Origin of the sequence: Xanthomonas sp. 3793 (assembly GCF_024806835.1) — a bacterium.
Classification (GTDB): domain Bacteria; phylum Pseudomonadota; class Gammaproteobacteria; order Xanthomonadales; family Xanthomonadaceae; genus Xanthomonas; species Xanthomonas arboricola_F.
In genome coordinates this window covers 143,839-156,905 of the sequence record NZ_JANTYU010000003.1, presented here as the reverse complement: position 1 = coordinate 156,905, position 13,067 = coordinate 143,839, and the positions used below count along the sequence as shown (strand labels likewise).

The following is a 13,067-nucleotide window of genomic DNA, read 5'->3' as shown; positions in this document are numbered from 1 at the left end:
GGTCAAGACGCGCGTCGCAATCGGCGTGGCGGCCTGTATCGCAGCGGCCGGCAAGCATTGCAGCTGCGCAGCGCTGGCGGAACCGCTGCATGGCACCCGTGCAGGTATAGCAAAACAAGCAGGAGCGATGTCTCGCAGCGGGCCATGGCCTGACCGTACACTGCGCCGTCGCAGGTGTGTGGTCGCAGGTCTGGCTACACGTTGCGTCGGCCCGACGCCTTTGCCGCAGGCAGCGCAGCGCGGCGGGCACGCCCCTCCTCACCAGCACGAAGGTTTCGATGAAGCATCCAGACGCATTGCGCATTGCCCTTGTCGGTATCGGCAAGATCGCCCGCGACCAGCACGTGCCGACCATCGCCGCGCGTGCGGACGTGCAGTTGGTGGCCACGGTGAGCCGGCATGGCACGGTCGACGGCGTCCCGGCGTATCACACCCTGGATGAGGCGTTCGCCGCGCATCCGGAGCTTGAAGCCGTCGCGCTGTGCACGCCACCGGTGGGGCGGCATGCATTGGCACAGGCGGCATTGAACGCTGGCCGGCATGTCTTTCTGGAAAAGCCTCCAGCCGCCACGCTTGCCGAGATCGACGACCTGCGCAAGGTGGCGCAGCACGCGCAGCGCAGCCTGTTCACCAGTTGGCATTCGCGTTGCGCGGCCGGTGTGGAGCCCGCGCGCGCATGGTTGGCCGACAAGCAGGTCATGCGTGCGCATATCACCTGGAAGGAAGACATCCGCCATTGGCATCCGGGACAGGACTGGATTCTCGAACCCGGCGGCATGGGCGTGTTTGATCCCGGCATCAATGCGTTGTCCATTGCCACCCACCTGCTGCCGCGCAGCTTCGCACTGCGCGAGGCCGAGCTGCACACGCCGCAAAACCGCCAGGCGCCGCTGTACGCCAGGCTTGCGTTTGTCGATACCGCCGGCGTGCCGGTGACGGCCGAATTCGACTTCCTGCAGACCGGCCATCAGCGCTGGGATATCGAAGTGGAAACCACCCAGGGCGTGCTCATGCTCAGCGAAGGCGGCGCCAAGCTGCATATCGACGGGCAGGCGCAGACCGTGCCCGCGTCCAGCGAGTACGATGGCCTGTACCGGCGGTTTGTACGGCTGGTGCGTGCCGGCGAATCGGAGGTGGATGTCGCTCCGTTCGTGCATGTGGCCGATGCGTTCCTGCTCGGGGCACGCACGGTCACCGCACCGTTCGCCTGGTAATCGATGGCACTATCCCGGCAGCCGGGATGACGAACACCAGCCATCGGTCGGTGTTGTCTTGCCGCAATCGCGTGTCTGCACGGTTGCCGCATCCGCCATGGCGTTACACGTTCGTCGGCAGCCTGGCTGCCGACGATGCCGATCAACGGCTTTCCAGTGCCTCGTCGTCTTGCTCGATGTTTTCGGCATTGCGCACATCCTTCGCCGGCATGTTTGCATTCGCCGGCCTGCGCAACGCTGGGGCGATCTGCGCGCGGAAGCGCCTGACCACCCACGTCTCATCGAGCAGGGCAAACACGAAGAAGCCCAGCAAGGTGCCGGCGACCAGTGTGGGCGCATGCGTGAACGTGCCCGGCAACAACAGACTGAGCCACAGGAAGATGTTGGGCGAGGTCTGCAGCAGGTGAATGTCCGCCGCGATGCCGGCATCGATACGCTTGCCGGTCACGCTCTGGTGTGCGCGTAAGTACACGGCGCTGCCCACGCGGCAAGCCAGCAGCAGCGTGAACGGCAGCAGCAGCGCTCCCCAGGCCTGCCAACCGCCATGCGTCAACGCGTGGACGAGCGCGGTTCCTTCGGTGCGTAGCCCGACCAGCAAGGCCATCGGCACCATCGTCAATGCGCCCACCCAGCCCCAGTTGGTCGCGAGCTTGCCAGCCGCGATCGGGCGCGCCCGCCGCCACCCCTGTGCGGCCAGCGAGGGCAGCGCCAATGCAAGCAGCAGCACCACGAAGAACCGCTCCAACGCATGCGCGCTTCCCAGCAGCGCGCGGTGATCCACAAACAACGCCAGCAGGAGCAGCGGCAATAGCACCGACAAGACGAGTGTGTAGCGCGCTGCGAAGAAATAATCGCCGCCGCGCGCGAGCGACAAGGTCGGCACCGACAATGCCGGCGGCACGATCAGCAACAGGCCGATCACGTGGATCCATTCGTTCTGGAACTGTGTGAGCAACAGCATGGCGCAGAACGCGCGTGCCACGCTGATCACGCACAGCGCAATGTTTTCCGGCCCCTGGGTCAGGCGCAAGGCGCCGGCCTCGATGCGTACCGACAGGAAGAACGCATTGACTGCCAGCAATACGACGATGGCCGTGGTGCTGGCAATATGCGGCAAGCGCACGCCCGCGCACGCCAGCGCGAAGCCGCCTAGCGCGGCGATCAGCATCCATTGCAGGAGATGGATTTCGGTCTGCTCGCCCAGGTAGTTCATGCGCGAGGAACTGCGCGCCGTCATCTGCCTGAGCTCGTCCCACGACAGCGGCCGGGAATTGGGCAGCCGGAAGTCGATATAGTCGGCAGGTGGCAGGCCGGAGGCGATCAGCGCAAATACCTCGACGATGTATTTGTGCGCCACCACCAGTACCTGCTTGCCTTGCCGGTCCAGCGGCGCAAGCACGGTGTCGTAGTAATGCTTGCAGCGGGCGTACATGTCCATCCAGTGTTCGCCATCGGGTGGTGCGCCGTCGGCATCGTGGAAGCAGGCGTCGTAGAGGCGATGGCCGATCGACTTCTTGATCAGCGTTTTGTTCTTGCCGGCGAAGATGCCGAAATCGCGTTCCACCAATGCGGCGCTGGAGATCATCTGCGGTGTTGCGGTGACGCCTTCCAGGATGATGGCTGCGGTTGCCTGCGCCCGTTCGAGCGTGGACACGTGGACCTGATCGAAGTGCAGCCCGCGTTGGCGGACGTAGTCGGCTGCCTGACGCGCCTGGCGACGGCCCAGCGCAGTGAGTGGCGAATTCTGCGCGCCTGCAAAATAGTTCTGTTCGTTTGCGAGCGACTCGCCATGACGGACGAAGTACAAAGGCATCGGCTGTGCTCCGGTAATGCACCACTGGTCGGTGAGACCGACAGCGCCGCAACACGAGTTGCCGACACGGCGCCTGCGCAGCTGTCAGGCGAGCACCGATGGATGCGGTATGGGCCGCGGATCCGTCGGTGCCTCGCCCCGTCATCCCGCTGGACGGTTGCGCGCGACGTTGGGTCGATCATTGCTCAGGCGGCGATGCCATCGGCTCGCGGTCAGCCGGCTGCATGCCAGGAAAATGGACCCGCATGCAGCCGGTTGCCAGTAGGTCCGGCAAACCGAGCATTTCGTTGCGACGCGCGCGCTGTTTCTGTCGATCGATTCATTCGCGGGCCAAGAATGTATCGATCGCATCCGGGTGCATCATGTCCGTGCGTGATCGCATGCGCACCGTGTGGTTGGATCAAGCGCGGCGATTTCGCCGCGCGCACACGCACAACGCCTGCGCACGCTACATGCGGCGCAGGCGTTGACTGATGCGGTCAACACGCGTGGCGATCACGCCGGTGTGGTGTTGGCGGCGTGCGTGCGAGATCCGGGCACTGCCTGGTGTGCAGGTGCGATTTACATTACCTGCTCATGCTGTCAGTGCCGATGGGGTGCATTGCTGCGCTCGGGATCAGCGCCGCCACATCCGCGTGCCACGTGCCGGCAGGGTGAACGTGTAAGAGCCGCTGGTGATGCGCACCACGTTGCCCGAGCCCAGCGCGTCCACGTAGTCTGCGTTCCAGTACAGCACACTGTTGTTCATTCCCACGGTGGTGGTGACCGGGTTGCCGCATTTGTTGATGCCCACGATGCCCAGGCTGCCGCGACGGAACAGGATGTGGCAGGAACTGGACGACAGCACCTGCATGTCGGTGCCCTGCACGCCGTTGTGGAAGCCGATCATGCGGCGCAGGTCGTCGCGCTGGTAGGCGTTGACCCAGCGGTTGTCGCCGCTCTCGTTATTGTCGGTATAGACCATCGGCATGCCGCCGTTTCGACCGATTAGATAGGCATAGGCCAGGGTTTCGTCGACCGGGTCGAGAATGGCGTAGCGGAAGCCGGCGTTGTTGGGGATATCGTGCGTGATGGCGAAGGTCACCGCGCGATTGCCTGGCAACGCCTGCCCGGTACTGGCCGGGTCCACCAGCTGCTGCATGCTGGCACCCACGGCAAAGGCGTTGCGCACTGCGTTGAACAACGGAAAATCGTATGCAGCATGCGGCGTGGATTGCAGATACGGCGCAAGGAACTGGTCGTAATCGCCATTGCCGGTGCCGCCGCCGGTGATCACTTCGCCGAACACATAGACACCGGAGCGGATGCCGGCATCGAAGACGCGGTTCAGATGATCGAAGGTCATGTGCTTGGCCGCATCCACGCGGAAGCCGGTCACGCCCAGACCCTTGAGCGCCTGCAGATAGGCGCGCTGCTGTTGCACCACCCAGTCGTTACCGACCAGATCCGGCAAGCCCGGGTCGCTGCCGCCGCCGCAGATACGATAATTGCGCACCTGGAAGGCGTCGTTGTAGTTGGTGATGCACTGCGCCGGGCCGAAGTCGCTGGCGCTCAGGAAGTTCGACTGCAAGGTGCCGAACAGGCGCAGCGAATCGTAACGTCCCGGGTTGGCTGCGTACTGCGACAATACCGCACTGCCTGGGTAGTTGAGGTCCGGGCGGGTCGCCGCTTCGTTGGCCATGTGGTTGAGCACCACGTCGGCATAGGTTTCCACGCCGTTGTTGGCCAGTGCCTGCATCATGCGCGAGAACGCGGCCGTATCGCCAAGCGGGCCGTCGATCACGCGCAAATCCTGCGGTTGATAGCGTGCCCACCACGCGCTGCCTTGCGAACGAGTGGCCGGCGCCACCAGAACCTTGCGATAGCCGGCATCGGCGATCTGCTTGGCGCGTGCTTCCACGGTGGCATAGGGCCAGTTGAAGGCATGCAGGATGACATCGGCCTGCACGTTGGCGGTGGCAAGCAGCAAGACCGCCGCCGTCAGCAGCAGGCGGCCGTATCGCTGCGTAAGCGAGGGTGGAGCATGAGCAGGCGTGCTATGCATCGGATGATTCTCCAGTCGGTAAGCGCGAGCATCCGCGCAGTCCGCGATGCCCGCATCAAGGCCTCCGGCCCCTGTTCCGGAAAGCGCGCGCACGGCGTGCAGCGCGTGGCGATGCTAAGCGCGTATCGCGCCGCAACATCGGTGTTGTGCATACGTATTCAATGCGGCGGACCGCCAAACTGCGTGCGGGGTTCGACGGCAACAGCGCGATCGGTCGCACAACTTGCGCCGCATCCGCTGCGGCTGGAGCGCAGGGCATCGGGCTGGCGCGTTTGGGCGGCTAACGCGCGTGGTCAGCGACGTATTGCCATCGACGGGGGCCGTGGCAGGACTGGAATGCGGCAGGCAGCGCCCTGTCGATGTTCGCCATGCAACGAGCGCGCGCTCGACGTTGCTACGCGTTTTGAAGCTGCCTTGAGCGGTCTATGCACCAGCCTCAAGGAGAAACGTCGCAGGCAACAGCGGCTGCCACGCACTGCGCCGGTGCAGCCTACGCCGCACCGGCTGGCCGCCAGCGCTCAACGATACGCGTGGCGGAGCTCATCGCGGGTATGCAATTCCTGCAGCTTGGTCAGCGCTAGGTCGATGTGCTCGTCGGTGTAGTACGCCGGCTGCTTGGCGGCGCTGCCGCCGGCATCGCGCTCGGCGCCTTTCCACTTGCTGAAGCCCTTTTGCGGCAGCGCCAAGCTGATGGTGTCGCCATTGACGCTGTGTACCCGCACCACACCGTAGGCATGCCCATCGTAGGCGCCGGGCGCTAACGTCTGCAGGTCCACGGTGTACAGGTCTCCTGCCGCAGGCTGCGCCAGCAGCGCGTTGTCCTGCTTGGATGCCTGCGATGCGCTATAGGCGCCAAACAGCACCAGCAGCGCAATCAGCCCCAGCAGCACCAGGCCGCCAAACCGGCGGTAGGCAGGAATCGGCGGCTTGCCCCGGGACGCTTCGAAGGTTTTGGTGTCCAGCGGGGTGCTGTGGTTGCAGCCGTCGCACACGCGCAGATACTGCTTCTTGGTGACCCAGCTGAAGATGTACCAAAGGTGCGCATAGCGGTAATGCAGGACATTGCGAAAACTGCGCTGTTGCGCGCATTGGTCGCACTGCGCGCCGTCGGCGGCTCCGAGTGCGATGGCGTCGCCGCCCGATCCCCAGATGATCATCATTCGTCCTTGAACTGTATGGAAGTGGCGCATCATAAGCGCTGCGTGGCCGGTGGCGCACCTACCCGGGCGCTCCGCGGCGACGGATGCGCGGCGGCCCGGACCGGCGGCAAAGGTGCCTGGCGGCTGTCGCGTTAAACTAGACGCTGGTCCACTGCCGATGTCTCCCATGCGTAATCCACTGCAAGAACAGCTGCTCAAGGCTGGCCTGGTCAAAAAAGCCCAGGTGGACAAGATTGCGCGCGAGCAGGTCAAGCAGCGGCACGCCAAGGGCGGGGCGGTAACGCCTGCCGATGCCGACAAGGTGGATGCGGCGCGGCTGCAGGCCGAGCGTGCCGAGCGCGATCGTGCGCTGGCCGAGGAGCGCAACGCGCAGCTGCGCAAGCAGGAAGTGCTGGCGCAGGTGCGGCAGATCGTGGAGACCAGCAAGGTCAAGCGGGAAGGCGAGATCGACTATCGGTTCAACGATGGCAGCGTCATTCGCAGCGTATTGGTCAATTCCATCTTGCGCAGCCAGCTGGCCAGCGGCGCGCTGGTGATCGTGCGGCATGGCGAGGGATTCGAGCTGATCCCGCGCGCTGCGGCCGAGAAGGTCTACAGCCGCGACGCAGCGACCGTGGTGCTGGATCACGGCCGTAGCACGGCACCGGCCGCCAGCGATGGCGACGATGACTACTACAGCCAGTTCAAGGTGCCGGACGATCTGATCTGGTGAGGCCGCGACGGGCGCTGTCGCTGCCTGTTGCTCGCTGCCCGCAGCGGTGCGTCAACAGCAGTGACGCATGCCGTGCAATGCCGCTTGCTCGTCAGCATAGGCCTGCGGGTAACGGCCGCAGACAGAGGTTACCCTTGAGGGCCTAGCCGCTGCCCGCACTGCCATGTCCATCGTTCTTACTGCGTTTGCCCGCCCCCGTCTGTTTCCACGCGATGGCCGGCGCAATGCCATCCAGGACTGCACGCCCGAGCAGTTCATCCAGCATCTCAATGACACCCCGCCGTTGCGCGTGATCGAAGGCTACGCCCCGTTCTGCCAGCTGCATGTACACCGCAACTGGACCAGCACGCGCTGCCTGACGGTGCCGATCACTGCCGACAACCGGCATCTGCTGCGCTCGGGCTATGAGGCGCGCAACACGCAGGAGCTTCCCGTTCTGGTGCGCTGGTTCGAAGGCGTCGAGTCGCCGGTTGCGCAGTACATGGTGCCGATCCTGTACAGCCGCGATCAGCTGGCCAAGGAAGGCGCGCCGATCGATGCGGACTGGGGCGTGGTGGGCTGCCTGTACACCGCCGAGCCCGACGACATCCCGATGGCACCGATCACGATGTTGCGCAATGCGCTGGGCGTGGAAGAGGGCGGCTCCGGCGTGCCACTGGACCGCGAGGCCTACCGGCGCAGCGTTGCGTTCTGGGAACACAATGCGAATTGGCGGCCGTAGCAGGCAGCTAGCCGCGGGCGTATCGTGCGATTCGTTCGCGCGGGCAAGCAGAAGCGCCGCGCGTGAACTCATGCGTGTCGGCGGCGCAGCATCGCTGCGCCACCGCAAGCGCATCCTTTCGCCTGGCCTGAACGGATTGCACGTGCGGCTGTAGAGCCGAGCTGCGTCTGCGGTTTTCCGAACGCACCGCAGCTCGACATTCCGATGACTGTCAGAACCGGTACTCGGCATTCACCGATGCCATGTCGGTGCTCAGATCGACATCGAATTTCTTGGCGTTGTAATGGTCGTAGTTGGCGCCGATGCTGAAGTGCTCGCCCAGGTTGTAGCCCACGCCGGCGCCCGCGTACCACGAGAGCTTGTCCAGGTCGGAGCGGTCCGACACGGTGTCATTGCGCAGGCCCTGGCCCTTCCAGCCATACAGCCCGCCACGCATGCTTGCGTACCACTTGTCGCCCAGTGCGAAGCGCTGGCTCACCCCGACCGTCCATCCACGTAGCTGGCTCTCGTCTTCCACGACCGCATCACCGCTGAACAGGTTTTTCGCCTGGATATTGCCAAGATCGTTGTATCCAGCTTCCAGGCCAATCGATAGCCACGGAAACAGCGCGTTCCAGCGATACCCGGCGGAGACGTTGTGGCCGGTATCGCTGCCATCGTAAGGCCCGCTCTTGAGCGAAGTGCGGCCGACCCCGCCGTTGACGAACCAACCCGCACCGTCGCCGGATGCGGACTGCGCGAAGACATCGGGTGCAGCCGCCAGTACCAGCGCCGAAAGCGCCAACGTGAGCATGCATTTGTTCATGACGAGTTCTCTTGAAAGTGCGAATGCGGCGAGGAATCACCAACGCACGCCATGAGCGGCGCAAGCGTTGCGCGCCATGTTGGTCGGCGGAGTTTGGAAAGTTGTTAGCCGCAGACGTGTGCAGCACCCGATCTTCCCAAGCGCGGCACTGCACTGGTGGTGCGGTACTCCCTCGACGCAAGACAGCGTTGCAGCCAGCACCATCAAGGCGCGTTCGGTTCGCCGATCGCATGCAAAACGGGCGCCTTGCGGCGCCCGTTTTCTCTGCACGTCCTTGCCTGGGCGATGGCTCGCCCGATGGATCAGTAGCGGTAATGATCCGGCTTGTACGGACCAGCCACGTCCACGCCCAGATACTCGGCCTGGTCCTTGGTCAGCGTGGTCAGCTTGACGCCGATCTTTTCCAGGTGCAGACGGGCCACTTCCTCGTCCAGGTGCTTGGGCAGGATGTAGACCTTCTTCTCGTAGCTGTCGCGCTTTTCCCACAGGTCGATCTGCGCCAGGGTCTGGTTGGCGAACGAGTTGGACATCACGAAGCTCGGGTGGCCGGTGGCGCAGCCCAGGTTCACCAGGCGGCCGTCGGCCAGCAGGAAGATCGCGTTGCCGTTGGCGAACACATACTTGTCCACCTGCGGCTTGATGTTGATCTTCTCCACGCCCTTGAGTGCATTCAGCGCATCGACCTGGATCTCGTTGTCGAAGTGGCCGATGTTGCACACGATGGCCTGGTCCTTCATCGCCTGCAGGTGCTCGACGGTGATGATGTCCTTGTTGCCGGTGGTGGTGACATAGATGTCGCCGCGGCCCAGGGTGGATTCGATGGTGTTGACCTCGAAGCCTTCCATCGACGCCTGCAGGGCGCAGATCGGGTCGATCTCGGTGACGATCACGCGGGCGCCGTAGGCGCGCAGCGAGGCGGCACTGCCCTTGCCGACGTCGCCATAGCCGCAGACCACGGCAACCTTGCCGGCCAGCATCACGTCCATCGCGCGCTTGAGGCCATCGGCCAGCGACTCGCGGCAGCCGTAGAGGTTATCGAACTTGCTCTTGGTGACCGAGTCGTTGACGTTGATGGCCGGGATCAGCAGCTTGCCGGCTTCGGCGATCTGGTACAGGCGGTGCACGCCGGTGGTGGTCTCTTCGGAGACGCCCTTCCAGTCCTTGACCACGCGGGTCCAGTAACCCGGACGCTCGACGGCCACGCGCTTGAGCAGCGCCTTGATCACGCCTTCTTCGTGCGAGGAGGCCGGCTCGTCGACCCAGGTGCTGCCGTTTTCGAGCTCATAGCCCTTGTGGATCAGCAGGGTGACGTCGCCGCCGTCGTCCACCACCAGCTCCGGGCCGGTCTGGGTGCCGTCGGCCAGGGTGAAGGTCAGCGCGTCCAGGGTGCAGTCCCAATACTCTTCCAGCGTCTCACCCTTCCAGGCGAACACCGGCGTACCGCTGACCGCGATGGCGGCTGCGGCGTGATCCTGGGTCGAGAAGATGTTGCACGAGGCCCAGCGCACGTTGGCGCCGATGTCCTTGAGCGTTTCGATCAGCACGGCGGTCTGGATGGTCATGTGCAGCGAGCCGGTGATGCGCACGTCCTTGAGCGGCTTGCTCTGCGCATGCTTGCGGCGGATCGACATCAGGCCCGGCATCTCGTGCTCGGCGATGTCCAGCTCCTTGCGGCCCCAATCGGCCAGGGAGAGGTCGGCGACCTTGTAGTCGTTGTGTGGGGCGATTTTCGTGACAGCGTTCATGCAATAGCTCCGGTAGGCAGATCGATGTCTGCAATTCCGGGCGCCGTTGAACGATGGGTGCTTGTCGAGCCTGGCCGTATTTCCTGCACCTTTTGGTGTAGTTGGCGGATCAGTCCGCCATACCGGTCGCAGCGCCCCTCGACGAGAGCGCCGAGTATATCGGCAGCACCCCCCTCCGGCATGAATTGGCCGGCATGAAGTGGCACGACCCCCAACCAACGGCAGGGGAGTCGCCGACGAGCGGCTGCTAAGGTCCAGGGTTGATCGAGACCGGGAGTGGACAATGCAGGCGAAACGGAATGCGCAAGGCTGGCGGCAGCACACATGGGCGGTGGCGTTGGCGTGGGCAGGCGCAGGAGCGCTGGGGTTGAGCGCGCCGTTGCTGGCATCGGCGGCCAGCTCACCAGCGACACCCACCGCCGCGGCAGCAAGTAGCGGGTATCAACTGCCCTCCAAGGCGCTGCAGGCAGTGGTCGACGCACCGCGCGCGCCGCTGCTGCACCTCTCGCCCAAACGCGATCTGGCTGCGATGCTGCAGTTGCCGGCATTGCCGGACATCGCCGAGGTGGCCCAGCCCGAGCTCAAGCTGGCCGGCCTGCGCATTCATCCCAAGACCTTCGCCAGCAGCCGGTTTGCCTTCGCCGGCAGGCTGTGGCTGCTGTCGGTAGCCGATGGCAGCGAGCGGCAGATCGCCGGGCTGCCGACGCCGTTGTCGCTGGCCACGCTGAGCTGGTCGCCGGACCAGCGCTACCTGGCGTTCCGGCGCGAGGACGCGACCAGCGGTGCCAACGAGCTGTGGCTGGTGGACGTGGCGGCCGGGCAGGCCAGGCGCCTGGTCGCTGGCTTGAATACCAGCGTCGACGACGAGTTGCACTGGTTGCCCGACGGCAGCGGCCTGCTGTTGCAACAGCAAGTGGCAGGGCAGGGCGCGCCGCCGCCCCGCGACGCGGTGCCGGACGGCCCGGCGACCCAGCAGACCAGTGCCGCCGCCGGCGTGCGCTCGCTGCCGACCTATCAGGACCTGCTGCGCAACGAGGCCGATGCGCGCGTGTTCGAGTACTACGCCACCGGCCAGCCGGTCATCGTCAGCGTCACCGGGCAGGTGCGCCCGATCGCCACGCCCGGCATCTACCTCAACCTGTCGGTGTCCCCGGATGGGCGCTACATCCTGAGCGAACGCAGCGAGCGGCCGTTTTCCTACCTGGTGCCGGTAGACAATTTCGCGCGCCGCATCGAGGTGCTGGACCTGCAGGGCAAGCTGGTGCGCCAGATTGCCCAGTTGCCATTGGTGGAAGGCTTGCCGACCGGCAACGACGCCGTGCCCACCGGCGTGCGTGACATCGCCTGGCGGCACGATGCGCCGGCCACCCTGGTCTGGGCCGAGGCGCAGGATGGCGGCGACCCGGCACGCGAGAGCAAGGTGCGCGATGTGGTCCGGATGCAGGCGGCGCCATTCGCGCGTGGGCCGGTGACGCTGGCGCAGCTGGGCAGCCGGTTCGAGGGCATCCAGTGGGGCCGCGGCGATCTGGCCATCCTCAGCGAGAGCTGGTGGAAGACCCGGCGCACCAAGCAGTGGCGCATTGCGCCAGACCAGCCGCAGCGCGCGCCGGAACTGCTGTGGGATCGTTCCTCGCAGGACCGCTATAACGATCCCGGCACGCCGGCGACGGTGGCCGATGGCAAGGGCCGCGCGTTGCTGCAGACCGGTGCCGATGGCAGCAGCCTGTTCCTGCTCGGCAAGGGTGCTTCGCCGGAAGGCGACCGCCCGTTCGTGGATCGCTTCGATCTGCAGAGCAAGCGCGTCACACGGCTGTTCCATTCGCAGGCGCCTACCTATTCCGCGCCGCTGGCATTGCTGGATGCGCAGGGCACGCAGTTGCTGCTCAGCCGCGAATCGCCTGAAGAACCCGCCAATTATTTCGTGCAGTCGCTGGGCGATGCGGCGCCGGCACCGCGTGCGCTGACGCAGTTCGCGCACCCGTTGCCACAGTTGCGCGGCGTGCAGAAGGAGCAGATCCGCTACAAGCGCGCCGATGGCGTGGACCTCACCGCCACGCTGTTGCTGCCGCCGGGGTACGACCCCAAACGCGACGGCCCACGCCCGCTGCTGATGTGGGCCTATCCGGGCGAGTTCAAGAGTGCCGACACCGCCAGCCAGGTCACCGACTCGCCGTATCGCTTCAATGCGATCAGCTACTGGGGGCCGCAGGCGTTCCTGGCAATCGGCTATGTGGTGCTCAACAACCCGACCATGCCGATCGTCGGCGAAGGCGATGCCGAACCCAACGACACCTATGTGCCGCAGCTGATCGCCGACGCACAGGCGGCGGTGGATGAAGTGGTACGGCGCGGGGTCACCGACCGCGAGCACATCGCCATCGGCGGGCATTCGTACGGTGCGTTCATGACGGCCAACCTGCTCGCGCACACGCGGCTGTTCAAGGCCGGCATCGCACGCAGCGGCGCCTACAACCGCACGCTCACGCCGTTCGGCTTCCAGGCCGAGGAACGCAACTACTGGCAGGCGCAATCGGTGTATCAGGCGATGTCACCGTTCAACTACGCCGACAAGATCAAGGACCCGCTGCTGCTGATCCACGGCCAGGACGACAACAACACCGGCACCTTCCCGATCCAGAGCGAGCGCATGTTCGCCGCGATCAAGGGTCTGGGCGGCACCGCGAAGCTGGTGATGCTGCCCAACGAATCGCATGCGTATCGCGCGCGGCAATCGATCCTGCAGATGCTGGCCGAGAGCGAACAGTGGTTGAAGAGCAATCTTGGCGAGCCGGTGAAGGAGACCGGTGCGACACGCGCGCGTTGATCGATGGTGCGCTGGCACCGGTAGGAGCG

The 13,067-nt window shown here is 65.2% G+C and carries 9 protein-coding genes and 1 riboswitch; of the genes, 4 read left to right on the top strand and 5 right to left on the bottom strand.

The window, feature by feature from the left end:
* Positions 1–278 precede the first annotated feature (278 nt).
* Positions 279–1,214, top strand: coding sequence for a Gfo/Idh/MocA family oxidoreductase (locus tag FHY18_RS11135; protein ID WP_259154499.1), 936 nt, complete (start codon positions 279–281; stop codon positions 1,212–1,214).
* Between the two features lie 142 nt (positions 1,215–1,356).
* Here the strand turns inward: FHY18_RS11135 and FHY18_RS11130 are convergent, their stop codons facing one another.
* The 3 genes from FHY18_RS11130 to FHY18_RS11120 all read right to left on the bottom strand — a co-directional run bounded on the left by FHY18_RS11130 (position 1,357) and on the right by FHY18_RS11120 (position 6,228).
* A complete protein-coding gene (locus FHY18_RS11130) occupies positions 1,357–3,027 on the bottom strand; it encodes a histidine phosphatase family protein (RefSeq protein WP_259154498.1) in 1,671 nt (556 codons plus the stop codon).
* A gap of 616 nt (positions 3,028–3,643) precedes the next feature.
* A complete protein-coding gene (locus FHY18_RS11125) occupies positions 3,644–5,014 on the bottom strand; it encodes an alpha-amylase family protein (protein WP_259155958.1) in 1,371 nt (456 codons plus the stop codon).
* Positions 5,015–5,589: 575 nt separating this feature from the next.
* On the bottom strand, positions 5,590–6,228 hold the full coding sequence (locus tag FHY18_RS11120) for a hypothetical protein (protein ID WP_259154497.1): 639 nt from the start codon (positions 6,226–6,228) through the stop codon (positions 5,590–5,592).
* 169 nt (positions 6,229–6,397) lie between these two features.
* Between FHY18_RS11120 and FHY18_RS11115 the strand changes: the two genes are divergently transcribed.
* Both FHY18_RS11115 and FHY18_RS11110 read left to right on the top strand, forming a co-directional pair.
* Positions 6,398–6,943, top strand: coding sequence for a DUF2058 domain-containing protein (locus tag FHY18_RS11115; protein ID WP_259154495.1), 546 nt, complete (start codon positions 6,398–6,400; stop codon positions 6,941–6,943).
* Between the two features lie 163 nt (positions 6,944–7,106).
* Positions 7,107–7,664: a DUF3228 family protein gene (locus tag FHY18_RS11110; protein WP_259154492.1), complete on the top strand. Its 558-nt coding sequence runs from the start codon at positions 7,107–7,109 to the stop codon at positions 7,662–7,664.
* 211 nt (positions 7,665–7,875) lie between these two features.
* Here the strand turns inward: FHY18_RS11110 and FHY18_RS11105 are convergent, their stop codons facing one another.
* Together FHY18_RS11105 and ahcY are read right to left on the bottom strand one after the other, a co-directional pair.
* Positions 7,876–8,469, bottom strand: a complete 594-nt coding sequence (locus FHY18_RS11105; RefSeq protein ID WP_259154485.1) for a porin family protein — start codon at positions 8,467–8,469, stop codon at positions 7,876–7,878.
* A gap of 302 nt (positions 8,470–8,771) precedes the next feature.
* Positions 8,772–10,214, bottom strand: a complete 1,443-nt coding sequence (ahcY, locus tag FHY18_RS11100; RefSeq protein ID WP_259154483.1) for an adenosylhomocysteinase — start codon at positions 10,212–10,214, stop codon at positions 8,772–8,774.
* A gap of 31 nt (positions 10,215–10,245) precedes the next feature.
* A riboswitch (S-adenosyl-L-homocysteine riboswitch) is annotated at positions 10,246–10,360 on the bottom strand.
* A gap of 137 nt (positions 10,361–10,497) precedes the next feature.
* Between ahcY and FHY18_RS11095 the strand changes: the two genes are divergently transcribed.
* Positions 10,498–13,038, top strand: a complete 2,541-nt coding sequence (locus tag FHY18_RS11095; RefSeq protein ID WP_259154481.1) for a prolyl oligopeptidase family serine peptidase — start codon at positions 10,498–10,500, stop codon at positions 13,036–13,038.
* The last annotated feature ends 29 nt before the right edge of the window (positions 13,039–13,067 follow it).

Coding starts and splice junctions, on each gene's coding strand:
- FHY18_RS11135 (WP_259154499.1), top strand. CDS start 279: ATGAAGCATCCAGACGCATTGCGCATTGCCCTTGTCGGTATCGGCAAG.
- FHY18_RS11130 (WP_259154498.1), bottom strand. CDS start 3,027: ATGCCTTTGTACTTCGTCCGTCATGGCGAGTCGCTCGCAAACGAACAG.
- FHY18_RS11120 (WP_259154497.1), bottom strand. CDS start 6,228: ATGATCATCTGGGGATCGGGCGGCGACGCCATCGCACTCGGAGCCGCC.
- FHY18_RS11115 (WP_259154495.1), top strand. CDS start 6,398: ATGCGTAATCCACTGCAAGAACAGCTGCTCAAGGCTGGCCTGGTCAAA.
- FHY18_RS11110 (WP_259154492.1), top strand. CDS start 7,107: ATGTCCATCGTTCTTACTGCGTTTGCCCGCCCCCGTCTGTTTCCACGC.
- FHY18_RS11105 (WP_259154485.1), bottom strand. CDS start 8,469: ATGAACAAATGCATGCTCACGTTGGCGCTTTCGGCGCTGGTACTGGCG.
- ahcY (WP_259154483.1), bottom strand. CDS start 10,214: ATGAACGCTGTCACGAAAATCGCCCCACACAACGACTACAAGGTCGCC.
- FHY18_RS11095 (WP_259154481.1), top strand. CDS start 10,498: ATGCAGGCGAAACGGAATGCGCAAGGCTGGCGGCAGCACACATGGGCG.